The sequence below is a fragment of the Ramlibacter sp. P4_H7 genome (assembly GCF_056400765.1).
The window spans coordinates 81,881-106,955 of record NZ_JBFUKP010000011.1 but is presented as its reverse complement, the minus strand read 5'-3'; the positions used below and the strand labels follow the sequence as shown (position 1 = coordinate 106,955).

At 69.6% G+C, this 25,075-nt stretch carries 22 protein-coding genes and 1 tRNA gene; 11 read left to right on the top strand and 12 right to left on the bottom strand.

Annotation, left to right across the window (positions count from 1 at the left end; translation table 11 throughout):
- Positions 1–25 precede the first annotated feature (25 nt).
- Both AC1DSA_RS16270 and AC1DSA_RS16265 read right to left on the bottom strand, forming a co-directional pair.
- Positions 26–102 (bottom strand) — tRNA-Val (locus AC1DSA_RS16270).
- On the bottom strand, positions 80–2,863 hold the full coding sequence (locus AC1DSA_RS16265) for an ATP-binding protein (RefSeq protein WP_477891119.1): 2,784 nt from the start codon (positions 2,861–2,863) through the stop codon (positions 80–82). Before AC1DSA_RS16265 ends, AC1DSA_RS16270 begins: the two co-directional genes overlap by 23 nt.
- Before the next feature lie 271 nt (positions 2,864–3,134).
- Between AC1DSA_RS16265 and AC1DSA_RS16260 the strand changes: the two genes are divergently transcribed.
- From AC1DSA_RS16260 to AC1DSA_RS16245, 4 genes are all read left to right on the top strand, one after another.
- A complete protein-coding gene (locus AC1DSA_RS16260) occupies positions 3,135–5,579 on the top strand; it encodes a S8 family serine peptidase (protein WP_477890997.1) in 2,445 nt (814 codons plus the stop codon).
- A gap of 84 nt (positions 5,580–5,663) precedes the next feature.
- Positions 5,664–6,626: a radical SAM protein gene (locus AC1DSA_RS16255; RefSeq protein WP_477890995.1), complete on the top strand. Its 963-nt coding sequence runs from the start codon at positions 5,664–5,666 to the stop codon at positions 6,624–6,626.
- Positions 6,595–6,930: a PqqD family peptide modification chaperone gene (locus tag AC1DSA_RS16250; protein WP_477890993.1), complete on the top strand. Its 336-nt coding sequence runs from the start codon at positions 6,595–6,597 to the stop codon at positions 6,928–6,930. Before AC1DSA_RS16255 ends, AC1DSA_RS16250 begins: the two co-directional genes overlap by 32 nt.
- A complete protein-coding gene (locus tag AC1DSA_RS16245) occupies positions 6,927–7,403 on the top strand; it encodes a hypothetical protein (protein ID WP_477890991.1) in 477 nt (158 codons plus the stop codon). The genes AC1DSA_RS16250 and AC1DSA_RS16245 overlap by 4 nt, the downstream gene beginning before the upstream one ends.
- A 105-nt stretch (positions 7,404–7,508) precedes the next feature.
- Here AC1DSA_RS16245 and AC1DSA_RS16240 read toward each other — a convergent pair whose 3' ends face one another.
- Genes AC1DSA_RS16240 through AC1DSA_RS16230 form a run of 3 tightly spaced genes read right to left on the bottom strand, consistent with a single transcriptional unit; the run spans position 7,509 to position 11,836 of the window.
- Positions 7,509–8,714, bottom strand: a complete 1,206-nt coding sequence (locus AC1DSA_RS16240; RefSeq protein WP_477890989.1) for an amidohydrolase family protein — start codon at positions 8,712–8,714, stop codon at positions 7,509–7,511.
- Positions 8,715–8,718: 4 nt separating this feature from the next.
- Entirely contained in the window at positions 8,719–10,920 is a 2,202-nt protein-coding gene (locus tag AC1DSA_RS16235; protein WP_477890987.1) for a RelA/SpoT family protein, read from the bottom strand.
- A complete protein-coding gene (locus tag AC1DSA_RS16230) occupies positions 10,892–11,836 on the bottom strand; it encodes an alpha/beta fold hydrolase (RefSeq protein ID WP_477890985.1) in 945 nt (314 codons plus the stop codon). The genes AC1DSA_RS16235 and AC1DSA_RS16230 overlap by 29 nt, the downstream gene beginning before the upstream one ends.
- An 80-nt stretch (positions 11,837–11,916) precedes the next feature.
- On the opposite strand from AC1DSA_RS16230, the gene AC1DSA_RS16225 reads away from it, so the two are divergent.
- Positions 11,917–12,687, top strand: a complete 771-nt coding sequence (locus AC1DSA_RS16225) for a 3-hydroxybutyrate dehydrogenase (protein ID WP_477890983.1) — start codon at positions 11,917–11,919, stop codon at positions 12,685–12,687.
- 7 nt (positions 12,688–12,694) lie between these two features.
- On the opposite strand, the gene AC1DSA_RS16220 is transcribed toward AC1DSA_RS16225, so the two are convergent.
- The 4 genes from AC1DSA_RS16220 to AC1DSA_RS16205 form a co-directional block, all read right to left on the bottom strand.
- Positions 12,695–13,513, bottom strand: coding sequence for a metallophosphoesterase family protein (locus AC1DSA_RS16220; protein ID WP_477890981.1), 819 nt, complete (start codon positions 13,511–13,513; stop codon positions 12,695–12,697).
- A complete protein-coding gene (locus tag AC1DSA_RS16215) occupies positions 13,510–14,505 on the bottom strand; it encodes a diacylglycerol/lipid kinase family protein (RefSeq protein ID WP_477890979.1) in 996 nt (331 codons plus the stop codon). Before AC1DSA_RS16215 ends, AC1DSA_RS16220 begins: the two co-directional genes overlap by 4 nt.
- A gap of 61 nt (positions 14,506–14,566) precedes the next feature.
- Complete coding sequence (locus AC1DSA_RS16210) at positions 14,567–15,268, bottom strand: SIMPL domain-containing protein (protein WP_477890977.1); 702 nt, start codon at positions 15,266–15,268, stop codon at positions 14,567–14,569.
- A gap of 12 nt (positions 15,269–15,280) precedes the next feature.
- The gene (locus AC1DSA_RS16205) at positions 15,281–15,511 is read right to left on the bottom strand and encodes a hypothetical protein (RefSeq protein ID WP_477890975.1); all 231 of its coding nucleotides are present in this window, start codon (positions 15,509–15,511) and stop codon (positions 15,281–15,283) included.
- Positions 15,512–15,674: 163 nt separating this feature from the next.
- Between AC1DSA_RS16205 and ompR the strand changes: the two genes are divergently transcribed.
- The gene (ompR, locus tag AC1DSA_RS16200; protein WP_201169719.1) at positions 15,675–16,406 is read left to right on the top strand and encodes an osmolarity response regulator transcription factor OmpR; all 732 of its coding nucleotides are present in this window, start codon (positions 15,675–15,677) and stop codon (positions 16,404–16,406) included.
- Between the two features lie 62 nt (positions 16,407–16,468).
- On the top strand, positions 16,469–17,935 hold the full coding sequence (locus tag AC1DSA_RS16195; protein ID WP_477890973.1) for a sensor histidine kinase: 1,467 nt from the start codon (positions 16,469–16,471) through the stop codon (positions 17,933–17,935).
- 37 nt (positions 17,936–17,972) lie between these two features.
- Here AC1DSA_RS16195 and AC1DSA_RS16190 read toward each other — a convergent pair whose 3' ends face one another.
- The 3 genes from AC1DSA_RS16190 to ispD form a co-directional block, all read right to left on the bottom strand.
- The gene (locus AC1DSA_RS16190; RefSeq protein WP_477890971.1) at positions 17,973–18,686 is read right to left on the bottom strand and encodes a Crp/Fnr family transcriptional regulator; all 714 of its coding nucleotides are present in this window, start codon (positions 18,684–18,686) and stop codon (positions 17,973–17,975) included.
- A gap of 81 nt (positions 18,687–18,767) precedes the next feature.
- Entirely contained in the window at positions 18,768–19,244 is a 477-nt protein-coding gene (ispF, locus tag AC1DSA_RS16185; RefSeq protein WP_477891117.1) for a 2-C-methyl-D-erythritol 2,4-cyclodiphosphate synthase, read from the bottom strand.
- A gap of 82 nt (positions 19,245–19,326) precedes the next feature.
- Entirely contained in the window at positions 19,327–20,025 is a 699-nt protein-coding gene (ispD, locus tag AC1DSA_RS16180) for a 2-C-methyl-D-erythritol 4-phosphate cytidylyltransferase (protein ID WP_477890970.1), read from the bottom strand.
- 92 nt (positions 20,026–20,117) lie between these two features.
- Between ispD and mfd the strand changes: the two genes are divergently transcribed.
- The 4 genes from mfd (at position 20,118) to AC1DSA_RS16160 (ending at position 25,044) form a co-directional block, all read left to right on the top strand.
- The gene (gene mfd, locus AC1DSA_RS16175; protein WP_477890968.1) at positions 20,118–23,564 is read left to right on the top strand and encodes a transcription-repair coupling factor; all 3,447 of its coding nucleotides are present in this window, start codon (positions 20,118–20,120) and stop codon (positions 23,562–23,564) included.
- Positions 23,564–24,184, top strand: a complete 621-nt coding sequence (locus AC1DSA_RS16170) for a hypothetical protein (RefSeq protein WP_477890966.1) — start codon at positions 23,564–23,566, stop codon at positions 24,182–24,184. The genes mfd and AC1DSA_RS16170 overlap by 1 nt, the downstream gene beginning before the upstream one ends.
- A 143-nt stretch (positions 24,185–24,327) precedes the next feature.
- Positions 24,328–24,603 carry a hypothetical protein gene (locus tag AC1DSA_RS16165; protein WP_477890964.1) on the top strand — a complete coding sequence of 92 codons (276 nt, stop codon included), beginning with the start codon at positions 24,328–24,330 and terminating at the stop codon, positions 24,601–24,603.
- Positions 24,604–24,693: 90 nt separating this feature from the next.
- Entirely contained in the window at positions 24,694–25,044 is a 351-nt protein-coding gene (locus AC1DSA_RS16160) for a TfoX/Sxy family protein (protein WP_477890962.1), read from the top strand.
- Positions 25,045–25,075 lie beyond the last annotated feature (31 nt).

Sequence of the window (25,075 nt, the reverse complement as noted above, 5' to 3'; positions counted from 1 at the left end):
CACCGGACTTTTCAGGCCTTCGTGTTGGTAGGCGCGATTGGACTCGAACCAACGACCCCCACCATGTCAAGGTGGTGCTCTAACCAGCTGAGCTACGCGCCTGTCGTTGAGCCTGTGATTCTAACCCGAAAATGGCGAGTCGCTTTTCTACGGCGTCGCTCGTTTGGGCCGAGGCCGGTCGAAGCACGATTTCCCAGAACCGCACGCCGCTCGCCAGCGCCTCCCGGAGCAATCGGGCCTCGCGCGCCTCGGCGTCGGGCAGGCCGGCCGCGAGCGCGGTCCTGCAGGCCAGGGCCTCGAAATACGGCGCCGCCAGCGTCGAGCCGGTCGCCAGGTAGCGGTCGCGGGCATCGTCGATCAACGCGACGCCCCGCTCCGGCGATTGCAGGCCGGCCACCCATCCTTCTATGGCCTGGGCCCATGCGATCCAGTACTGGAAGTTGTGCCGGTTTCCGATCAGCAGGGCTTCCGCGGCGTGGTGCGCGGCACGTTCGACGTCGCCACACAACTGCGCCGTCGAAGCGGCGAAGCACGACGCATAGCAGATGCTGAACACGTGCCGCTCCGCACGCGCGCGTTCGAGCGCAGCGTCGGTGCGCGCCCGCGCGCCCGCGGCGTCCCCTTGCACGGCGTCCATCCACCCCAGATACGACAGCGCCAGCATCACCGGATCGGTGCCGTAGCGCTGCGCGTGTCCGGCATGCCGCACAGGGTCGTGCAGCGAAAGCAGCTCCAGCAGGTAGCGGGTGGCCGACCCGTGATCGCCACCATAGAAGGCCGGCAGTGCCTTGCAACGCAGCGCAACCAGCAACATCATCTCGCGCCGGTCCTGCGCCAGTTCGTTCCGTGCGGCGGCCAGCAGGCGATCGGCGATCGCGTCCGCAGCGCCCAGGTCGCTGCGAAGCAAGTGCATGTTGTACAGACCGAATTCCAGCTCGAACGCCGCGTCGGCGGGTCCGGCCGCGCACAACTGCATGGCGCGCGCGTACACGGTCTCCAGTTCCGGGGTGGACCAGCCGGAGATCGCAATGAGCGGCGCCGTCAGCCGGCGCAGCAGCACGAGCTCCAGCCGCATGCTCTCCACGGGGTCGTCCTGCGCCAGTTGGCGGCAGTCCTCCAGCCCGCTGCGGACATGCGCCATCGCTTCGACGTGCGCCGAACGCCTCATCGCGCGCTCCTGCGCACGCAACCAGTATTCGATCGCACCGCGCCGGTTGCCACCCAGCGAGTGATGGGTCGCCAGCAGTTCAGGCATGGACTCCGCAATCCTAAGGACGCCTGCGGCCGCAAGTTCGGCCACGCGTGCATGCCAGCGAGCGCGCTCCGACTTCAACAGCGTGTGGTACGCCGTATCACGCAGCAGCGCGTGCCGGAATTCGAAGGACGCAGCCGGCACCTCGCCGACCTGCACCAGCACACGCGCGTGCACCAGCGCCGCCAGGGCCGGCGCCAGTTCCCCGTCGTCCAGCCCCAGCAGTGCCTGGAGCTGCCGGTACTCGAAGCGCCGGCCGAACACCGATGCACACAGCGCCACCGTGCGCCCCGTCCCCAGCGTGTCCAGCGCGCTCATCAGCGAATCGCGCAGCGTGATCGGGATGCCGTCGGCGCCCGCATCCCTGGCAGTGATCGCACGCACGAACTCCTCGATGAACAGCGGCACGCCGTCGGCGTGGTCCACGATCTCCGCGAGCTCGTAGGCAGTGAGCGGGCGTGGGGTCTCGATCCCACGTGCCAGCGAAGCGGCATCGCCCGGGGTGAGGCGCTGCAAGGCCTCGACGTGCAGCCTGCCGCTGGTGGCGAGCAGCTCGTGCGGAGGTTCGCGCGAGGTCATCACGAGCGCGGCCAGCGCGGCCGGCCCCGTGCCCAGCAGCTCCGCGACGAACTCCTCCGTCATCGAGTCGGCCCAGTGCAGGTCCTCGATCACCAGGCCGGTGCGCGACGCACCGGCCAGCAGCGTGTCTTGGAGCTCGTCGAAGATGCGGCGCCGGCGGTCGTAGGGGGTGCTGTCCGCTTCCACGGCCAGTGCCTCCACCGAACCCGCCTCGGGTTCGTGCAGCCACTCGCGGAAGGGGTGCAGCGGCGACAGCCGGCCGTAGCCGCTGCATGTGATGCGCAGCCAGCGCACCGGCGCCGTGTCCGCGCCGGTCAGTTCGTGCACCAGCCGGCTCTTGCCCACGCCGGCTTCACCCCAGACGAACAGCGCCACGGGACCGGGAGCCTCATCGCGCAGGGCGCTGCGCAATCGCTCGAGGGTGCCGTGTCGGCCGACCAGGCCGCTGGCGGACAGGCTGCGTCCGGGAGTGGGATCGCGTGGCACGTCAATCACGCAAAAAGGGTGCACCGTCCCGAAGTCGGCCTTTTCCGATTTGCGATCGAGCGGGCGCAGTTTGATGGTCGCGGGAAGCAACGCAGCCGTGGTGTCGCTGATCACCACCTCCCCCGGCTCGCACATGGCCTGCAGGCGCGCAGCGATGTTGGGCGCCGCCCCGAGGGCTCCGTCGTTCTCGTGGCTGTCGCGCCCGATCACGTCGCCGACGACGACCAGCCCCGTGTGCAGGCCGATGCGCGATTGCAGCCGCAGCATGCGATCCGGCCCGGCCCCGCGATGCGGGACTTCGAGTTGCGCGATGGTCCGCGACAGTTCCCAGGCCGCGGCCACGGCCCGCAGTGCGTCGTCCGCCTCCGCCCGCGGGTAGCCGAAATAGATGAGCACGCCATCGCCGACGTAGCGCGAGATGAAGCCATGCCAGCGTCGCACGACGCGCGCGCAGGCATCCCGGTAGCCGCTGACCGCCTCGGTGAAGTCCTCCGCATCGAGTTCGAGCGACAGCCGGGTGGAGCCCACCAGGTCGCAGAACATCACCGTCAGCTGGCGTCGTTCGACGGAAGGCCGTGCACCTCCTTCGAGGGGCGGCTCGACATGTGCGCCGGACAGCCGAGCTCCGCACGCGGCGCAGAACTTCGCGCCGCGGGGCGAATCGACGCCGCAGGACAGGCAAGCCGGACCGCTATCCACGGCGGACTTCCGAACGCGGCTTCCTGGTCGTCATGGGGAGTCCCCTTTTCAGATGACATCCGGTACGCACGGCCGGCTGTGAAGAGACTACGATTCAGTCTAATCGGAGGGGAATCACGTGTCCATTGACAGCACCCCCCACCGGTGGGGCATGGGTCCCTCGGTCGATCCCGGCTTCGCGGCGCGCGTCGAACGCATTGCAGCCGCACCCGAGCGGCAGGCGCAGGAAGAGTCCTGGTTCTCCGGGTATGTTGAACTCGCCGGCGACGATCCGCTGGAATCCCTCCTCGCCATCCTTGCGCAGATCTACGAGGCCAGCGCGAACAGCAAGCTGCGCACGCTGGTGGCGGAGATCCGCTACCTGACCACGGACCCCGAATGCCGCATCGCACTGCCGATGTCCAGCTTCATGCCGGCGCGTGCGGGCAAGCCCGCGGGGCGGCACGGCACCAGCCTCGAGTCGGCACTCGCCCAGCTGCGCAAGGCCACGCGGGACCGTCTGAAGAAAGCGAAACGAATCAGCCTGACGGTTGCATTCGACCTCGAGGTGATCGCCCGCGTGTTGCGGCCGCTGTTCAGCCCGGATCCCGAGGTGCGCGAGAGCGCCGCTTCCATCCGCTGGACGGACGCCGACATGCAACTCGCCTTGTTCGGCAAGCCTGACAGGAAGCGGAACTTCGGCGTGCGGAAGATCGGCCTGGCGGGCGGCTTCAACCCGCAACTCGCCCATGCGGAGTGCCTGCTGCAGACCCCATCCGCCGCCACGCCGCAGAGTTACGGCATCACGCAAACCGGACAGAACACGATCGTCGGCATCGTCGATTTCGGCTGCGACTTCGCCCATCCCAGCTTTCGCACCGGCGCCAGGGGAACGCGTTCGCGCATCCTCGCGCTGTGGGACCAGAACGAAAACACTGCCGTCCCCGGAGCACCGCCCGTGGTCACGGTCAATGGTGTTGCCTGCGCGTTCGACTTCGGCAGGTTCTTCAGCCGTTCGGCCATCGAAGCGTCACTGGCGCAGTGGCAGGCCACGGTCCCCCCGGACCCTGCGGGCCCGTATGGCTTGCTCGGGTACCACCCGCACGACAACCACTACACGGCCGCCGCTCCGGGAAGCGCCAATGGCCCGGATGGGGCCCATGGGACCTTCGTCATGGAGGTCGCAGCGGGCGGTCGCCGTACCGTGCCTGCGGACGCCGACCCTGCGGCGCAGCCTTGCGGCGTCGCGCCCGATGCGGACATCGTGTTCGTCCAGGTGCGGGTGCACGTGCAGCCGGACGGCCGCCGCGAACTCGACCTGGACGATGTGCTGCAAGGTGTCGCCTTCATCTTCGCCGTGGCCGAGAGCAACAACCTCCCGTGCGTGGTGAACCTGAGCCTCAACACCATGAGCGGGCCGCACGATGGCGACGGGCATTTCGACCGAACCCTCGCGACCCACCTGCGCACTGGAAGCGCAGGTCCGGACGCTCGCGGCCGCGCCGTGGTGATCGCGGCCGGCAACCTCCCGGACAGCTCCGTGCAGGCCTTGCGCTGGCAGCACCTCACCGACCAGGTTGCTGCGGGCGCGCCGGTCACCTTCGATTGGCGCATGGCCCCGCAGGACCTGACACGCAACGTGGTGGAGATCTGGTACGACGCGACGGACGCCTGGCTGCAGGTCACGCTCATTGCCCCGGATCAGCAGTCGTTTGGCCCCGTGCAGCCGGGAGAGAATTGGCCGCTGACGGAGAACGGCCAGTGGGTGGGCAGCGTGATGGGCTCCCAGCTGGGAACGGCGCTGGATGCGAATGGAACGCTGATCCAGCCTGCACCCGTGCCGCTTGCACAGCAGTCCCCGGGGGAACAGGACGAACCAGCCCCCGCGCAGGGGATGGGTCGGGCGCCGGCCAATCCAGCTGCCGTCCCCGGCCGCCACGTCATTCGCCTGGAGCTCGGGGACGTGGCCAAGACGCCGGTGAAGTGGACGGTGCTGCTCGAACTGGTGCCGCGTGCCAATCCGCTGGCGCCAGTGGGCCAGCCTGTGCGCTTCCACGCATGGCTGGAACGCGATGACGAGGGGCCGTCGGGCCTCGCCCGGGAGGGCCAGCCCCCCCTGCCGGTGGATGCCAGGGATCGCCCCTCCACCATCGGCACGCTGTCATGCGGTCCCGACGCGATCGTGGTCGGCGGGTACAGCACGGCCTCCGGCCATCTCAGGCCCTGGAAGCTGTCCGCGTGCGGCCCCAGCCGGCGCGGTGACGTCTTCAGGCCCGACCTGGCGGCTCCCGCGCACTTTGTGACCCTCATCCGCTCCTGTCGGGGAAACGGCCTCGCAGGCAGCCTGGCGCGTGTCACCGGAACCAGCGTGGCAGCCCCTTTCGTCACCGGGACCATCGCCTGCGTGTACGAAAAGGACCCGAACGCCGCGCTGGCGGACGTGCGCAAGGCGCTCGTCGAGACAGCGCAGCCACTGGCCGGCCAGCCTGCGGCCACGCCGTTGAATGGCCAGCCCGCTGGCTGGAACCCCGTCCTCGGCCAGGGCCGCCTCAACCCCGCAGGCGTGCTGGCCCGCTTTCCCTGAAGGCCTGGCCCCATGCATCCTGGATTGACCTTCGTCGCTGCGGCAGCGCCCAGTCCGCTCAACCCGGGCCCGCTGGAACGACCCATGAAGACCACGCTGGTCATCACGGAGCAATGCAACCTCGATTGCCGCCTGTGCTATGGGCGCTGCAAGGAACCGAAGCCGCGGCCCGAGCTGTCGACGCAGGACTGGCGCCGCGTCATCGACGACCTCGCAGCCAGTGGCGTGATGTGGCTGTACATCGAGGGCGGCGAGCCGTTCCTGAAGCCGGGCTTCGTCGAGCTGCTGGCCGAGAACACGCCGCGCATGTTCACCATGGTGCGCACGCACGGCACGCTGATCGACGATGCGCTGGCGGCGCGGCTGAAGGCCATCGACGTCGGCATCGTGCTGGTGGACCTGTGGGGCGCCACCGCGGCGACGCACGATGCCTTGACCGGCACGCCGGGCAGCTTCGAGCGAACGGTCGCGGGTGTGCGGCACCTGGTGGCCGCGGGCGTCGAGACGCACGCGCTGTTCATCCTGAACCGCCGCAACGTGCACGAGCTGCAAGCCTGGTGCGACCTGGTCGGTTCGCTCGGCGCAAGCGCGGCGGGCGTGCTGCGGCTGTACCCGCTCGGAGGCGTGAAGGCGCAGTGGACGGAACTGGCGCTGTCGCTTCCGGAGATGACCGAGTCGCTCTCCGCGCTTCAGCCCCCGGCGGGGCTGCGCCTGATGCAGTCGTGGCACCCGCGCAATGCCAACTGCTGCTGGCAGATGTCGGGCATCAATGCGTTCGGCGACTCCATCGGCTGTGCCTACCTGCGGGACTACGTGAACTTCGGCAACGTGCTGCAGCAGCCCTTCCTCGAGACCTGGAACCACCCGCTCGGACGGGAGCTGCGCAGCGGACGCGTCGAGGGCAGCTGCTCCAAGTGCTCCGCCACGCAGGGATCGCACGGCGGTTGCCGCTCGACCGCCTACGCCTTCCACGGCCGCTTCAGCGCGCCGGATCCGTTCGACCTGGAGCTCAATCATGGCGTCGACCTCACCTCTTTGCCGCGCTGACCGTCTGGTGCGCCGGGCGGACCTCGTGGTGCGCCGCATGCCGGAAATCCGCATGTGCATGGTGTACCGGCCGAAACCGGCGCGCGTCATCACCTTGAACCCCGCGAGCTGGCTGTTGTTCGAGGCCTGCGACGGTGGCACCGTGGCGGAAATCGAAGCCGCCGTGCTGCGGGCACGGTCCGTTTCGGCGTCGCCACGCCGGCGCGGCGAGGTGCTGGCCGGGCTGCAGCAACTCGTCGACCTGTCGCTGGTGGAAGCTTCCCGCGACTCGCCGTCCCCCATCAACCAAGGAGCGACAACATGAACGACGAAGAACTCTCCCGCATCGCGCAGCTCGCCAGGGCCAATGCCGCGCCGGCCGCCCGCGCGCTGGACCCGGAAGTGCGCTCCGGCGCGAGCTTCACCTTCGGCAACGCGGACCCCGGCGAGGCCACCTGGCCGAACTTCCAGGTCGTGTGGTTCTACACCGTCGCCCCGGACGACCGCGACGCCTTCAGGACGGCGGTCGGTGCCTACGAATCCGACGAGACGCTGGCGGACGGCAACGTGACCTACCTTGGCACGTATTCGGTTTCCATCTCGGGGGCAGCTCCCGACTTCGAATACCGGACCGTCTGGGGGCTGGACAGCATAGGCGCGCTGCAGGACCTGAACGACGCCATCCATTCCGACACCGGGCTCCTGCGCGACTGGCTCGACCTGATCGCGCAGGAACCGGCGATGCGCACGGAGATCATGGGCCGGACCTTCAATTCGCTGCAGGTGGCCGGCAGCTGACGCGGCGTGCGCGCGGCGCGGCATCAGCGCCTGCGCCGCGACTGGCGCGCCAACGGCACCCCGTCCTCGGTCGGCACGCAGGCGGATGCAACAGCATCCCGATGTTCAGCTCGCTGCCGATCCTGTAGCAGAGGAAACGAGCACGCCTTCCCGCGCCACCACGGCGCCGCCGGAGACCACCAGCTGCCGCACCGGCCGCGCGACGACCGCCTCCTGCACGTTGTGCGCGCGCACGAGCACGAGATCCGCCCGGCAGCCGGGCGCGAGTCCATGGCCGGCAAAGCCGCACACGGCCGCGGCGCCGGAGGTCACGGTCTCGAAGGCGATCGCCAGTTCGTCGTCGCGGCGCAGGTTGTTGCGCAGGCCGATCAGCATCGCGCGCTCCAGCATGTCGGGTTGCCCGTAGGGCGTCCACGTGTCGCGGATGCCATCGTTGCCGCCGGCCACCGCGACGCCGGCAGCGCGGCACGCCAGCACGGGTGGCACCGGACGCGACGCCGTGCCGGTCGTGATCACGGCGACCTGCAGCCGGGCCATCCGCTCCAGCAGTTGTCCGCGCCGCAGCTCGTCCACGTCGCCCAGGCAGAAGCCGTGGCTGATGGCCACCCTGCCCTGCATACCGAGCGCGCCGGTGCGGTCCAGGATGCCTTCGAGCGTGGCGGCGCCGGCCTCGCCCGCTTCGTGCAGGTGGATGTCCAGCGGCTTGCCACACCGAAGGGCGAGCGCGAACAGCACGTCGAGCGAGCGCTGCGCGTCGCCGTCGATGCCGGCGGGATCGAGGCCGCCCAGGACGTCGGCGCCTTCGCGCAGCGCATCCTCCAGCAGCTCCGCGGTGCCGGGACGCACGGTGAGGCCCGACTGCGGAAAGGCGACCACCTGCATCTCGAGCCGGCCCGCCAGCTGTTCGCGCGTGCGCAGCACCCCGTGCAGGTGTCGCAGGCCCGCATCGGTGTCGATGTCCACATGGGTGCGCAGGCGGGTCGTGCCCCGGGCGAGGTACTCCAGCGCGAGCCGCAGCGACTGGCTGCCGGCATCGTGTCCGGTCTCGCTGCGCCAGCGACGCTCGTTGGCGATCTTGTCCTGCAGCCGGGCGCCCACCTCGTTGACGTACCAGGACAGCCCCCACAGCGTCTTGTCGAGATGGGCATGCGCCTCCACCAGGCCGGGCAACAGCAGCGCGCCGGCTCCGTCTTCCTGCGGCACGCCCGGCGCGGACAGCGTCGGGCCGATCGCCTCGATGCGGCCGCGCCGCACCAGCAAGTCGGCCGCGGCTGCGCCCAGGGGACGCACGTTGCGCAGCAGCAGGTCCATGGCCTCAGCGCCGGCGCGCCGAGCGCACGCCGCCCACGTCCTTCACGGCGAACAGCACCTTGCCCAGCTTCTGGGAGTCGGCGATCTCCACCGTGAACGTCATCCAGGCCGTGCCCTTGACCGTCTGCGACTGGACGCCGACCACGTTCATCTTCTCCTTCGCGAAGACTTCGGAGATGTCGCGCAGCAGCCCCTGGCGGTCGGACGCCTCGACCGAGACGTCCACCGGGTAGACGGCCTCGCCCCCGGCCTTGGGCCGGCCCCACTCGACCTCGATCACGCGCTCCGGGCTGCGCTGGGCGAGCTGGCGGAAGCTGGTGCAGTCGCGGCGGTGGATGCTCACGCCCTTGCCGCGCGTGACGAAGCCGCTGATGCCGTCCGGCGGCGCCGGCTTGCAGCACTTGGCCAGCTGCGTCAGCAGCGAATCGACGCCCACCACCAGCACGCCGCCCTTGGGCGACCGGGCCTGCGTCGGCCGCGACTTGCGGGCCAGCAGCACCTCGTCCTCGGTGGGCTGCTCGGCCGGCGGATGCAGCAGCACCTCGATGTTGCGCAGCGAAAATTCGTCCTTGCCGACCACGAAGTACATGTCCTCGGCCGACTTGAACCCCAGCTGCGAGGCCAGCTCCTCCAGCTTGATCGCCGTGCGGCCCTCGCGCTGGAGCAGCCGTTCCACCAGCTCGCGGCCGCGCGCTTCGGTTTCGTGCCGCACCCGCTCGTTGAACCAGGCGCGCACCTTGGCGCGCGCGCGGTGGCTCGCCAGGAAGCCCAGTTCCGCGTTCAGCCAGTCGCGCGAGGGCCCGCCTTCCTTGGCGGTGACGATCTCCACGGTCTGCCCGTTCTTCAGCGGCGTGTTGAGCGGGACCATGACCCCGTCCACCCGCGCGCCGCGGCAGCGGTGGCCCAGGTTGGTGTGGACGCTGTAGGCGAAGTCGACCGGCGTGGCGCCCTGCGGCAGCTCCACGATGGAGGCCTGCGGCGTCAGCACGTAGATGCGGTCCTCGAACAGGCCCTCCGCGGAGCCGGCCAGGTCGCGCTCCCACGCCAGCAGCTGCCGCAGCACGGCGATCTTGGTGTCGTACACGGTGGAGGCGCTGACGCCGGCATAGCCCTTGTGCCCCGCCTCCTTGTACGCCCAGTGCGCGGCCACGCCGTGCTCCGCGTGTTCGTGCATGGCCTGCGTGCGGATCTGGATCTCGATCGGCCGGCCTCCCGCGTCGCGCACCACGGTGTGCAGCGACTGGTAGCCGTTGGCCTTGGGCCGGGCGATGTAGTCGTCGAACGCCTCGATGATGGGCGAGAAGCGCGCGTGCACCCAGGCCAGCGCGGCATAGCAGTCCTTCACGTCGGGCACGATCACGCGCAGCGCGCGCACGTCCAGCACCTGCTCGAAGTCGAGCGACTTGCCGCGCATCTTCTTGACGATGCTGTAGATGTGCTTGGGCCGGCCGTGCACCTGCGCGACGATACCCTGCGCCTTCAGCTCGCCCTCCAGGTCCCGCCGCAGCTGCTCGACGTAGTGTTCGCGTTCCACGCGCTTTTCGTCGAGCCAGCGGGCCACGCTCTTGTAGGTCTCCGGTTCCAGGAAGCGGAAAGCCAGGTCTTCCATCTCCCACTTCAGCTGCCAGATGCCCAGCCGGTTGGCCAGCGGGGCGAAGATGCTCAGCGCCTCGCGCGCGACGGCCGGCGGCACGGCCTGCTTGGTGGCGGCGTAGTAGCGCAGCGTCTGCAGGCGCGAGGCCAGCCGCAGCATCACCACGCGCAGGTCGCGCGAGAACGCCAGCAGCATCTTGCGCACGTTCTCGGTCTGCACGCGCGGATCCTCGAGCAGGCTGTCGGCGCCGCGGGCCTGCTGCTGCACGCGCACCAGCTTGTTGGTCTCCATCGCCAGCGCGGCATAGTTCTCGCCGAAGGCCTTGGCGATCACCTCCTCGGGCTTGTTCAGGTGCGCGCAGGCGTAGACGAGGTAGCTCGCGGCCTGCATGGCCTCCGAGCCGCCCATGGTCTTGAGGATCGCCGCGACGGCATCGGCGTGCACGAGCGTGTTCTCGCCCGTGTCGAGTGTCTCGCCGGCAATCAGCGGCTCGGCGAAGGCGCGGGCGCGCGCCAGGGCGTTCGCCTGCTGGGGAAGCGACTGTTCGGCCGCGGCGACCAGGTCGGGCACCGCGACCGCGACGTCACCCTGTTCCGCCGTATGGCTTTTCATCGTCCGCGGATTCCTGGTCCAGGAGGAAGGCGCACACCGCGTCCACCTGGTCTTGTGCGATGAGGGTGGGCGCGTGGCCCACCCCGTTGAATTCGACCAGCCCCGGCCTGGGCCCGCGCCGCATCATCTCGTTGGCGGTCGCGCGCGACAGCAGGTCCGATTCCGCGCCGCGCAGCAGCAGCGTGCGCGCGGTGATCGCGTCATAGGCGTGCCACAGCGCGGCCTGGCCGGCGGCCGCGGACTTCTCGTCGAGCGTCCGGAACGGCACGGCGATGGCCGGGTCGTAGTGCAAGGTGAAGCCGCCGTCCGGCAGGGGCTTCACCATCGCCTGCGACAGCGCCAGCCACTGCTCCCGCGTGTGCGGACCGAATCCTTGCGAGATCGCCCACATGGCATCCGCAGCCTCCTGCACCGAGGCGAAGCGGCCGGTCTGCCCCAGGTAGGTGCCGATGCGCTGCAGCGCCGCCCACTGGATCACCGGGCCCACGTCGTTCAGGACCAGGCGGCGCACGGGCACGGGAAGGGGCAGCTTGGGCGTGCCCGCCACCCCCATGCCGATCAGGCCGCCCATGCTGGTGCCCACCCAGTCCAGCGTGCGCACCGGCGCGGCGGCGTGCAGCTGCTGCAGCATCTGCAGCATGTCGCCCACGTAGGTCGGGATGCCATAGCCCATGGGATCGGCCAGCCAGTCGCTGCGCCCGCGGCCGACCACGTCGGGACACACCACGCGCAGGGCCTGCCCGCTGCGCTCGACCAGAGCCTGCGCCAGCGTGTCGAAGTCGCGACCCTGCCGCGACAGCCCGTGGACGCACACGACGGCGTGCGGCGCGTCGGCGCTGCCCCACTGCCACCAGGCCATGCGGTGGCTGCCGGAAGGGTCCGGGCAGGATACGTAGTTCAGCGTAGGGACGGTCATGGATGCGTGGGTTGCCGGGAAGCGGATACGCTAGGGCGAACTCCACGTCATCGTAAATCATCCCGGAGAGGAGAATCCCCATGCTCAAAGGCAAGACTGCCCTCGTCACAGGTTCCACCAGCGGCATCGGCCTCGGCATCGCCAAGGCCCTGGCACGCCAGGGCGCCAACATCGTGCTCAACGGATTCGGCGACTCGGAGGGCCCGAAGGCCGAAGTCGCAGCGCTGGGCGTCAAGGTGGGCTACCACGACGCCGACATGAGCAAGCCGGCGCAGATCGAGGCCATGATGAAGTACGCCGCCGACACCTTCGGCCGGGTCGACGTGCTCGTCAACAACGCGGGCATCCAGCACGTGGCGAAGATCGAGGACTTCCCGCCCGAGCGCTGGGACGCGATCATCGCGATCAACCTCTCCAGCGCCTTCCACGCCACCCGGCTGGCCCTGCCCGCGATGAAGAAGGCCAACTGGGGCCGCATCATCAACCTCGCTTCGGTGCACGGCCTCGTGGCCTCCGCGGAAAAATCCGCCTACGTCGCGGCCAAGCACGGCATCGTCGGCCTCACGAAGGTCACGGCGCTCGAGACGGCGACCACCGGCATCACCTGCAACGCGATCTGCCCCGGCTGGGTGCTGACGCCGCTGGTGCAGAAGCAGGTGGACGCACGCGCCACGCAGTCGGGCATCTCCAACGAGGAAGCCAAGAAGCAGCTGCTCGCCGAGAAGGAACCATCGCTGCAGTTCACCACGCCCGAGGAACTGGGCGAGCTCGCCGTCTTCTTCTGCTCCGACGCCGGCAAGAACGTGCGCGGCGTGGCTTGGAACATGGACGGGGGCTGGGTCGCGCAGTAGACGGTCGCTAATCCCCGAGCTTGAGCTCGTAGGGATGCGTCAGCTCGAATCGCCCGTCCGCCAGGTCGAAATCCCAGCGATCGACCTGGCAGATGCGCGCGGCGCCATCGGCCGGGGGGTTCCACCGCACCAGGTTCACCGAATTGGGCGTGCCATGGCGCACGCGATGCGACAGCGCCGTGCCGGCCTGCACGCAGTACAGCGGGCGTGAAGTCCGGCTGTCCGCGATCGCGCAGGCGTCGCTCACGTAGGGCAGGTGGATGTGCCCACCCAGCACCAGGTCTGCGCCCGCGCGGGCCCAGGCCTGCACGGCCTGCTCGCCGCCGTGCAGCCGGTCCTTCCTGTCTTCGGGCCGCATCACGCACGCGGGCTGGTGCGTGACGACCACGCGCAACTGGCCGCGGGGCGCGTCGCGCAACCGATCGACCACCCGCTGCACCTGCGCCGGCGAGACCTCGCCGTCCTTGTGGCGCTCCGGGCGCGTGGTGTTCACGCCGATCACGAGGACGTCGGCGAATTCCAGCTCCGGTTCGAGCTCGTCGCCGAAGCACGCCTTGTAGCCCCGATATGGCGAAACGATCCGGGCAGCGACGTTGTACAGGGGGATGTCGTGGTTGCCGGGCAGCGTCAGCAGCCGCGCCACCCCCAGCGAATCGCAGAACCTGCGCGCGGCGGCGAACTGCGCGCTGCGGGCCCGCTGCGTGATGTCCCCGCTCAGGATGACCGCCTCGGGCTGCTGCTCGCGCACCAGGGCCTGCAGCGCCGCGACCACCGGAGCCTCCTCGGTCCCGAAGTGCGTGTCGGAGATGTGCAGCAGCACCGTCATTGCGGCGGCAGCCTTTCGCCCCGCGGCGGCACCACCACCTGCAGTGCGCGCGGCGCCACGGTAAAACGCAGCGGCAGTTCCATCCACTGCACTTCGCCGTCGGTGGCGACCTTCAGCCGGCGCGCCGAACGCGAGGCGCAGCCCAGCGAGCGCAGGGGCAGGCTGCGCAGCTCGCGATCCTCCCCCAGCTTGCCGAACGCCGCGCCCGCCAGCATGCGCAGCTTGGACCACACCCCCATCCTCGGGACCAGCAGGCAGGCGAGCCGCCCTGCCCCCACCTGCTCGACGACGTCGGGCGTGATGCCCAGCCGCTGCAATTGCAGGCGGTTGTTGCACAGGAAAACACTCGCCGTGCGCAGCTGCATCGGGTCGCCATCGATCTCGGCATCCAGCACCAGTTGCAGGCGCCACTCCAGCATGCTCTTGAGCGCGGCCAGCATCGCGACCACACGGCGGCGGCCGAGCTTCTGCTTGGCCGCCTCCCGGTCGGCCAGCAACTTGGGATAGAGGCCGACCGAGGCATTGACCAGGAAGACGCGCTGGTTCACCAGGCCGACCTGCTGGGGCTCCGTTGCGCCGTGCAGCAGCGCCCGCGTGGCGCCCGCCGGGTCCAGGGGCATGCCGAGCTGGCGTGCGAACAGGTTGAAGGTGCCTAGCGGGATCAGCCCGAGCGGGCAGCCACAGGAAAGCGCGGCCTGGGCCGCGCAGTTGATGGTGCCGTCGCCCCCCGCAGCCACGAGGATGCCGCCGTGCTCGGCGGCCAGCCGGCCGGCCTCCTGGCAGGCGGCGACGATGCCGCGCTCGCCCACGGGCACGAAACGGTAGCTGCGGCCCGCCTGCGCCAGCTCCGTTTCGATGGCCTGGCGTGCCTCATCCTTTTCCTCGGCGCCGGAGCCGCGGTTCATGACGATGAACCACTCGCCGGCCGCCACGGGTCCGGCCAACGAAGTGTCGCCAGGCGATGCGGTGCGGGATGGCAGGACGGCGGACATCGGGCCAGCTTAGCCGCACGTCCACGCCCGCCCTGTCGGACTGCAGCCAGCGTAGGGGTGGCTAGCGCAGCTGGACCGAACCGGACACCGTCACCATCACCGTGCTCTTGCCGGGCTCGACCGGCACCGCGGACTCGGCGGAAGAAGCGCGGGCGTCCTGCGCCGCCATGCGCAGCCTGGGCGTGAAGCCCGGCTCGTTGGCGTTCACCGCCACCTCGCGCAGCGTGTAGCCGCTGAACCCGAAGCCTTTGGCCAGGTCCGCGGCCTTGGCCTTGAAGCGGTCGATCGCCAGCGCCTGTGCTTCGCCTTCGACCTTGGCGCGCTGTTCCCGGCTGAGCCCGAAGGTGATGCCGCCCAGGGTCATGGTCTGGATGCGGCCGGCCGCCTGGGTGATGCGCGCGAAGTCCCGGCCCTCCAGGACCAGCTCGGCCGTGCCGGTCCACCCGCTGATGCGGCCTTCCCGGTTGTGGCGCGGGTACAGGGAGAAGTTGCCGGTGCGCACGTCGAGCTGGCCGGGTTGCGCGCTCTTCTTGGCCTCCGCCAGTGCGGTGTCCAGCGCCGCCTTCAGCTGGGTCTGCACGGCGGTCGGATCGGTCCCGTCGCGGGCGGTCGTCAGGTTCATCTGCAGCAGGTCCTGCTGCACCTCGACCGACCCGCTGGCCTGCAGCTGCAGGACGTTTTGCGGCGGAGGCAGGGTCTGGGCGGGCAAGGCCACGGCGGCGGCGGCCAGCGCGCAGCCGGCCAGGATCGTTCTGGTTTTCATTGTTGCGTTGTATCAGCGCCGGCGCTGGGACGGGGGCGGAGCGAATTCGGACAGCTGCCGGCGCAGCTCGGCGCGCTGGATCTGCGTGAGCTCGCGCCGCGCCGGTTCGCCGCCACCCGGGTACTGCTGCACGGTTCGCCGCAGGTCCGGCGGAGGCTGCTGCCCCCGGGTTTCGCCCTGGGCGGCGGGGGCGGCCGCGGCGGCGAAGCTGGCGAAGGCAAGGACGGCGGGAATCGGGCTCATGCGATCTAAAACGCCCCGCCTGGCCTGCGGTTCACTTACCCCTTGTCAATGCGGCCCTGCTGGGGCAACATTTGTAACAGCGGGAAAAAGCAGGGGGAAAAACGGAAAACGGGGCGATCGGCCTTCAGAATCGGCGCTGTTACAAATAGGCTTCTGGAGAACCATGACGCAAGCTGCAGCACGGACCGACAAGATCCTGGTGGTGGACGACGACGCGCGCATCCGCGACCTGCTCCGCCGGTACCTCACGCAGGAAGGCTTCGAAGTCATCCTGGCGGAAGACGGAAAGGCGCTCAACCGCCTGATGCTCCGGGAAACCGCTGACCTGATCGTGCTGGACCTGATGATGCCCGGCGAGGACGGCCTGTCGATCTGCCGCCGCCTGCGCGCCGCCAACGACCGCACCCCGATCATCATGCTGACCGCCAAGGGCGAGGACGTGGACCGCATCGTCGGCCTGGAAGTCGGCGCCGACGACTACCTGGGCAAGCCCTTCAATCCGCGCGAACTGCTGGCCCGCGTGCACGCGGTGCTGCGCCGCCGTCCGGCGCAGGAAGCGCCCGGCGCCCCCTCGTCCGACAACGAAGTGGTCAATTTCGGCCCCTTCGCCTTCGACCTGGGCGCCCGCACCCTGCGCAAGAACGGCGAGGAACTGCCCCTCACCACCGGTGAATTCGCCATGCTCAAGGCGCTGGTGCGCCATCCGCGCCAGCCGCTGTCGCGCGAAAAGCTGGCGCAGCTGGCCCGCGGCCGCGAATTCGAACCTTTCGACCGCAGCCTGGACGTGCAGGTCTCGCGCCTGCGCAAGCTGATCGAAGCCGATCCCGCCTCGCCGCGCTACATCCAGACCGTGTGGGGCGTCGGCTACGTGTTCGTGCCGGACGGCGCGGGCTGATCCCCGCAGGGCGAAAACGCGGATGACAGACTGACCCGGCTGGAGTGCAATCGGCTTCAGCCATGATCCGCGCCATCACCACCCAAGTGGAAGCCACGAGCCCCGCGCCGCTGGAAACGGCACCCGCCCCGCTGGAGATGCGGCCCCGCCTGGGGCTCTCCCTGTTCTGGCGCACCTTCTTCCTGCTGTCCCTGCTCCTGATCGGCTCGATCGTGGCTTGGCTGCAGACCTTCCGGCAGCTCGAGTTCGAGCCCCGGGCGGTGCAGACGGCGCAGCAGATCGCTTCGCTGGTGAATCTCAGCCGTGCCGCGCTGGTGCACGCCGACCCGATCGCCCGCGTCTCCCTGATCAAGACGCTGGCCGACCAGGAAGGCGTGCGCATCCTGCCGCGCGAACCCAAGGACAAGTACGCGGCGCTGACCGGCAGCGCCATGGACCGGCGCATCGTCGACGAGCTGGTCGGGCGGCTGGGCTCGGGCACCGTCATGGCCAGCAACGTGAATGGCGACGAAGGCCTGTGGATCGGCTTCAAGATCGACCGCGACGACTACTGGATGCTGCTCGACCGGAACAAGTTTTCGCAGGTCGGGGGGCGGACCTGGCTGGTCTGGCTGATCACGGCCGCGGCGCTGTCGCTGGCCGGAGCGGCGGTGATCGCCCGCCTGATCAACCGGCCGCTCAAGCAGCTGAGCTTCGCGGCCAGCCGCGTGCGCGATGGCGACTTCGACGCCAGCCGCCTCGACGAGAAGGCCGTGACCAGCGAAATCCGCGAGGTCAACATCGGGTTCAACCGGATGGCGCAGCAGCTGGCCAAGATCGAGCAGGACCGCGCGGTCATGCTGGCCGGCATCTCGCACGACCTGCGCACGCCGCTGGCCCGCCTGCGGCTGGAAACCGAGATGAGCGTGGTCGACCCCGACGCCCGCGAGCACATGGCGGCGGACATCGACCAGCTCGACGCGATCATCGACAAGTTCCTCGATTACGCGCGGCCGGACCACGCGGAGCTCAAGCCGGTCGTGCTGAACGACGTGATAGAGGCCTGCATGTATGCCATCGAGGACCACGGCGACATCAAGGTCAACCTCGACATGCCCAAGAACATGCAGGTGCTGGCCGACGAGGTCGAACTGGCCCGCGTCATCTCCAACCTGCTGGAGAACGCACGGCGCTACGGCAAGACGCCCGAGACCGGCGTGGCGCTGGTGGACATCACGGCGCGCGCCCGGAACGAATGGGTGCTGCTGAAGGTGCGCGACCACGGCATGGGCGTCTCGCCCGAGGCGCTGCCCAACCTGGTGAAGCCCTTCTTCCGGGGCGATGCGGCCCGCACGGCTGCCACGGGCGCGGGCCTGGGCCTGGCGATCGTCGACAAGACCGTCCAGCGCATGGGCGGCATCTTCGCGCTGTCGAACACCACCTCCGGCGGGCTGGCCGCGCACATCAAGCTGCAGCGGCCGCGGCTGATGCCGCCGGTGCCGGGCAGCGCAAGGGCGCAGCCGGAGGACAAGGCGGAAGCCACCGCCTGACAGCGAGCGCGGCCCTCCGCCGCGCGGTGGCGATCCCTCAACGCATCTTGTGCAGCTCCGGCGACAGCGGCGCCGGCATCGTGTCGAGCTTGTGCTGCAACTGGCGCACGTCGGTGATCAGGCGTTCGGCGATGAGCTCCGAGACGTGGAAAGCGAACTTCGGGTTCTCGAAGTACAGCTCCTTGAACGCATCGCCGCGGATCTTCATCACGAGGCAGTCGGTGAGGCAGCGGCCGGTGAGCGTCCGCGTTCGGTCCGGCGCGAAGAAGGAGATCTCGCCGAACAGCTCGCCACGGGGCTGGCGGGTGCCGATTTCCACCCATTCCAGCTCCCCTTCCATCAGCAGGAACAGCGCATCCGCCGCATCCCCCTTGCGGAAGACCACGGTCCCCGCCGCCAGCCGCCTCGCCTTCATGTAGGGCATGAGCCAGAGTCCGGACAGGTCCTTGCGCCGCGCCGCTTCCTCTACGCGTCGGGTCACCCGCATGATCTCCGCCAGCCGCACGCAGTTGACCGGCACCAGGATGAGGTAGAGCAGCACCAGCGCCCCGTGCGGCGCCGTGACCGCGCCCGCGAGCAGGAACAGGTTGCTCATGACCGTGATGGCGCGCAGCCGCACCATGGTGCGCATCAGGCTGGCGACGATCACGAGCATGACGCCGATCAGCGTCAATACGATCGTCGCAATGCCTCGAACGGTCTCGAGGGGCCGCGTCAGGTCGGCGACCACATCCGCCAGCAGTTCGCCCATGAGCGCTTATAGGGGCTGCCCGCGAGGGGTGTCAATGAGTGGAACGGGCCGGCCACGACGGGCCCGCCGGCCGATCCGGCCTCAGGCCGTCAGCAGCACCACGGCCCGCGCCTCGATGCTTTGCCCCATCCCCACGGGGCCCAGCTTCTCCGCGGTCTTCGCCTTCACGTTCACCTGCCCCGGCTGCAGGCCCAGCGCCTGCGCGATGCGTGCGCGCATGGCTTCGATGTGCGGCGCCAGCCGGGGGGCCTGCGCCACGATGGTGCTGTCGATGTTGGAGATGCCCCAGCCGGCCGCGCGCACGCGCGCCGCCGCTTCCTGCAGCAGCACCACGGAATCGGCGCCGCGGAAGCGTTCCTCGGTGTCGGGAAAGTGCCGGCCGATGTCGCCCAGGCCGGCGGCGCCCAGCAGCGCATCGGTGATGGCGTGCAGCAGCGCATCCGCGTCGGAGTGGCCGAGCAGACCGAGGTCGGAGGGGATCTCCACGCCGCCCAGCACGAGCTTGCGCCCGGGCACCAGTGCGTGCGTGTCCCAGCCTTCGCCGACGCGCAGCTGCATCACGGGCGCCCGCACGGCCACCCGAAGGGCGCCCACGCTCCCTCAGGGGGCAGCGACGGAACGGAGTGCGAAGCGAGGGGGCTCATCTGACGCGGGCGCGAAGCACCGCCTCGGCCATCGCGAAGTCCTCGGGGTAGGTGACCTTGAAGTTCTGCGCGCCCGCTTCCACCAGCAGCGGCTTCGCGCCCATGGCCTCGATGGCGCTCGATTCGTCGGTGATGCCTTCGCCGCCCGCCTCCAGCGCCTGGCGCAGCATGCCCAGGCGGAACATCTGCGGTGTCTGCGCCTGCCATTTGTTCACCCGGTTCAGGGTGGAGGCGACGCGGCCGTTCTCGCCGATCTTGAGCGTGTCCGCCAGCGGATGCGCCAGCAGGCCGCCCACCTCGTCGTTCGCGCAGGAATCGATCAGGCGGTCGACCAGGTCGGGCGTGATCAGGCAGCGCGCGGCGTCGTGCACCAGCACCCAGTCGTTGTCGACGGCGCCCACGCGGCGCAGTTCACGCAGGCCGTTGGCCACGCTCACCGCACGCGTCGGACCGCCACAGGCCACGACCAGGGCCGAGGTGCTGGGGTTGCGCTCGAAGAAGCCGTCGCCGGGCGCGACCACGACCAGCGTGCGGGCGATCCGCTTGACGCCGGCGAAGGCGGACAGCGTATGCCAGACCATGGGCTGGCCAGCGACGCGCTCGTATTGCTTGGGGCCTGCGGTGCCGGCTCGGCTGCCGTTGCCGGCGCAGGGGATGAGTGCGAAATACCGGGGGGTGGGTGCAGTGCCGTTCATGTCGTCGCCTTCATTCTATTCACCCTACAATGCTTGCACACCCCGCCCTGACCGCGAGCGGGGTGTTTTGCATTTTCGCTCGCGGAATCCTCATGGACCTACCCAAGCTGTTAACCGGACGGCGTATTGCGCTGCCACGGCCGGCCGGCTCTGCCGATGCGCTGCTGCTCGCCCAGCTGGCGCAGCGCGAACTGCGCGACGGCAGGCTGACCGCCATCGTCACGGCCGATGCCAACGACGCCCAGCGCCTGCTCGACGAAATGGCGTTTTTCGCGCCGGGGCTGCGCTGCGCCTTGTTCCCGGACTGGGAAACGCTGCCGTACGACACCTTCTCGCCGCACCAGGACCTGATCAGCGAGCGGCTCGCCACGCTGTGGCGCATCCTGCAGCGCGAGGCGGACGTCGTGCTGGTGCCCGCGAGCACCGCGCTCTACCGCGTCGCGCCGCCGAGCTTCCTGGCGGGCTACACCTTCCAGTTCAGCGTGCGGCAGAAGCTGGACGAGGCCAAGCTGAAGGCCCAGCTCACGCTGGCCGGCTACAACCACGTGACCCAGGTCGTGAGCCCCGGCGAATACGCGGTGCGCGGGGGCCTGATCGACCTGTTCCCGATGGGCTCGCCGGTGCCCTTCCGCGTCGACCTGTTCGACGACGAGGTCGATTCGATCCGCACCTTCGACCCGGATTCGCAGCGCAGCCTGTACCCCGTGCCCGAGGTGCGCCTGCTGCCCGGCCGCGAGTTCCCGATGGACGATGAGGCGCGGGCGCGTTTCCGCAGCCGCTGGCGCGAGCTGCTGGAAGGCGACCCGACCAAGAGCCGCATCTACAAGGACATGGGCAACGGCGTCGCCACCGCCGGCATCGAGTACTACCTGCCCCTCTTTTTCGAGGAGACCGCGACGGTCTTCGATTACCTGGGCGAGCAATCGAGCGTGGTGCTGCACGGCGACCTGGAGCCGGCCTTCCAGCGCTTCTGGCAGGACACGCGCGACCGCTACCGGCTGGTGCAGGGCGACCCGGAACGGCCGGTGCTCCCGCCGGAAGCGCTGTTCCTGTCGTCCGAGCAGTTCTACACCCGCTGCAACGCGCACCCGCAGCTCGCGCTGCGCAGCAACGCGCAGGACGTGGAAGACAGCGCGTGGGTGCAGAAGCTGCCCGACCTGGCCGTGGTGCGTGGCGCGGAGGATCCGCTGGCCCGCTTCAAGGCGCACACGCAGGCCACCGCGCACCGCGTGCTGGTGCTGGCCGAAAGCGCCGGCCGCCGCGAAAGCCTGCTGGACTTCCTGCGGGCCAGCCACCTGACGCTGCCCGCCTTCGACACGCTGGCCGAATTCCAGCAAAGCGACGAGAAGCTGGGCATCGCGACCGCCGCGCTCGCCAGCGGCTTCGCCTGGGTCGAGGAGGCGATCGACTTCGTCACCGAGACGGAGCTGTTCGCCAGCGCCCCGACGGCGCGTCGCCGCAAGAAGCAGGAACAGGTCAGCGACGTCGATGCGCTGATCAAGGACCTGTCCGAGCTGAACGTGGGCGACCCGGTCGTGCACTCGCAGCACGGCATCGGCCGCTACAAGGGCCTGGTCAACCTGGACCTGGGCCAGGGGAACACCGAGTTCCTGCACCTGGAGTACGCCGACAAGGCCACGCTCTACGTGCCCGTGAGCCAGCTGCACCTGATCAGCCGCTACACCGGCGTCGGCGCGGAAGAAGCGCCGCTGCACAAGCTCGGCTCCGGCCAGTGGGAGAAGGCCAAGCGCAAGGCGGCCGAGCAGGTGCGCGACACCGCCGCGGAACTGCTGAACCTCTACGCCCGCCGCGCCGCGCGGCAAGGCCATGCCTTCCGCCTCTCGGCGCAGGACTACGAGGCCTTCGCCAACGACTTCGGCTTCGAGGAGACGGCCGACCAGAACGCGGCGATCCATGCCGTGATCCAGGACATGGTGTCGCCGCATCCCATGGACCGCCTCGTCTGCGGCGACGTGGGCTTCGGCAAGACCGAGGTGGCGCTGCGCGCGGCCTTCGTTGCGGTCACCGGCGGCAAGCAGGTGGCCTTCCTCGCGCCCACCACGCTGCTGGCGGAACAGCACTTCCAGACGCTGGTGGACCGCTTCGGCAAATGGCCGGTGAAGGTGGCGGAGATGAGCCGCTTCCGCTCCACCAAGGAGATCAACGCGGCACTCAAGGGGCTGGAAGACGGCAGCATCGACATCGTGGTCGGCACCCACAAGCTGCTCGCGCAGTCCACGAAGTTCAAGAACCTGGGCCTGCTGATCATCGACGAGGAACACCGTTTCGGGGTGCGTCACAAGGAGGCGGTCAAGGCCATGCGCGCCGAGGTCGACGTGCTCACGCTCACCGCCACGCCGATCCCGCGCACGCTGGGCATGGCGCTGGAAGGCCTGCGCGACCTGTCGGTGATCGCCACCGCGCCGCAGCGGCGCCTGGCGATCAAGACCTTCGTGCGCAACGAAGGCAGCGGCGTGATCCGCGAGGCCGTGCTGCGCGAGTTGAAGCGCGGCGGCCAGGTCTATTTCCTGCACAACGAGGTCGAGACCATCCAGAACCGCCGCCAGCAGCTGGAGCAGCTGCTGCCCGAGGCGCGCATCGCCGTGGCGCACGGCCAGATGCCCGAGCGCGAACTGGAGCGGGTGATGCGTGAGTTCATTGCGCAGAAGCACAACGTGCTGCTGTGCTCCACCATCATCGAGACCGGCATCGACGTCCCGACGGCCAACACCATCGTGATCGCGCGGGCCGACAAGTTCGGCCTGGCGCAGCTGCACCAGCTGCGCGGCCGCGTCGGCCGCAGCCACCACCAGGCCTATGCCTACCTGATGGTGCCGGACGTCGAGGGCCTGACCAAGCAGGCGGCGCAGCGGCTGGAGGCGATCCAGCAGATGGAGGAGCTGGGCTCCGGCTTCTACCTCGCGATGCACGACCTAGAGATTCGCGGCGCCGGCGAGGTGCTGGGCGAGAACCAGAGCGGCAACATGCTGGAGGTCGGCTTCCAGCTGTACAACGAGATGCTGGCCGAGGCCGTGCGTTCGCTCAAGGCGGGCCAGGAGCCCGACCTGCTGGCGCCGTTGTCCGTCACCACCGACATCAACCTGCACGCACCCGCCCTGCTCCCGGACGACTACTGCGGCGACGTGCACCTGCGGCTGTCCTTCTACAAGAAGCTGGCGACGGCCAGGAACGTGGACCAGATCGACCGCCTGCTGGAGGAGATCGTCGACCGCTTCGGCAAGCTGCCGCCGCAGGGCCAGACGCTGATCGACGTGCACCGGCTGCGCGTGCTGGCGCGGCCCTACGGCGTGGTCAAGGTGGATGCCGCCCCCACCGTGATCCACATCACCTTCAAGCCGAATCCTCCGGTGGAGCCGCTCGCCATCATCCAGCTGGTGCAGAAGAACAAGCACATCAAGCTGGCCGGCAACGACAAGCTGCGCATCGAGAAATCGCTGGTGGACGCGAAGGACCGGGCGCAGATGGTGCGGGATGTGCTGAGGGCGCTGGGCCAGCCCAAGGTGGCGGAGCCCGCCTGATGCTGCTGGAGGCCACGCTGGCGCTGGCGGCCCTGCTGGTCGCGCTGGCGCTGCGCCCGTGGCGGCTGCTCGCCGGCGCGCCCGCGCTGCTCACGCCGATGCTCGCGGTGCTGGTCGTCCTGCCCTGGCTGTGGGCGCTGCCCGCCCTCCACCACCTGCCGCTGCAACTGCAATGGTCGGGCGCCGTGCTGGTGCTGCTCATGCTGGGTTGGCCGCTGGCGGTGCCGGTGCTGCTGCTGGTCGGCCTGCTCGCCTGGGCGGTGTCGCCGATGCCGGCCGCAGCGGCACTCGCCCTGGCGGTCTGGCAAGGCGTCGTGCCCGCCACCTTCGCATTGCTGCTGGGCGCGGCGATGCGCCGCTGGCTGCCGGCCCATCCCTTCGTCTACGTGCTCGGCCGCGGCTTCCTCGGCGCGGTCGTGTGCCTGTTCGCCGCGGGACTGCTCGCGCAGCAGTTCGGCGCGCCGCTGCCGGGCGTCCCCACCGGCCTCGGCCGGGTGGCGCGCTGGCTCATGGCCTGGGGCGATGGCTTCGTCACCGGCATGCTCACCGCGATCTTCGTGGCCTTCAAGCCCGAATGGCTCCTGACCTGGTCGGACGAGCGCTACCTGCGACGCCCGTAGGGACTCGTCATCGCCATCGCGGCGCGATTCGCCGTTCGAATTTATTCCCCGACCTTGATTGCGGGGAAGCTGACGAGAACCTAGACTGACCCTGGCCACCCACGGAAGATCCATTCCCTTTCTTCCCCAGCAGGAGCATGCGAATGACCGCCTCGAAATTCGAATTCTGGCGCCGGACCGTCGCGCCCGCAGCCGTTGCAGCCGGCCTTCTCCTCCTGTCGGGGACCGCCCTCGCGCAGACCAAGCAGGCGAACGAGCGCCAGGCGGGCAGGGATGCCAACCAGGACGCCAAGCAGGATGCGCGCACGGGCAAGATCGATTGCAGGCAGGAGAACAACAAGAGCAACGCCGAGTGCCGCCAGGACAAGCGCGACACCAAGCAGGACGGTCGCCAGGAGAAGCGGGAGATCAAGTACTGATCCTGGCTTCCTGCCCGTAGGCCTGGCCTCACGGGCCGGCTGCGTTGGCAGGGCGTGGGGCGGCCCCCCGCCGGGCTCCTACACTGGGGCATGCCCGTCAAGGACGCCTTTGCCAGCTATTGCGCCGAGCTTTTCTCGGGGCTGGGGACGGTGCGCGTGAAGCGCATGTTCGGCGGCCACGGCATCTACGTGGACGACCTCTTCATCGCCATCGTCACGGGCGAGACCCTGTACCTGAAGGCCGACGCCGAAACGACGCCGCGCTTCGAGGCGGCGGGGAGCATGCCTTTCGTGTATTCGGCCAAGGGGCGGAGGGTGTCGCTGCACTATTGGACGGCGCCAGTGGAAGCGATGGATTCGCCGGCGCTCATGCGGCCTTGGGCGGAGTTGGCCGTGCAGGCGGCACTGCGGTCGCCCGCGCGCAAACGGGCATCGCCGTAGGCTGGCGGTGGACGGAGCGAACCCCAGCCGG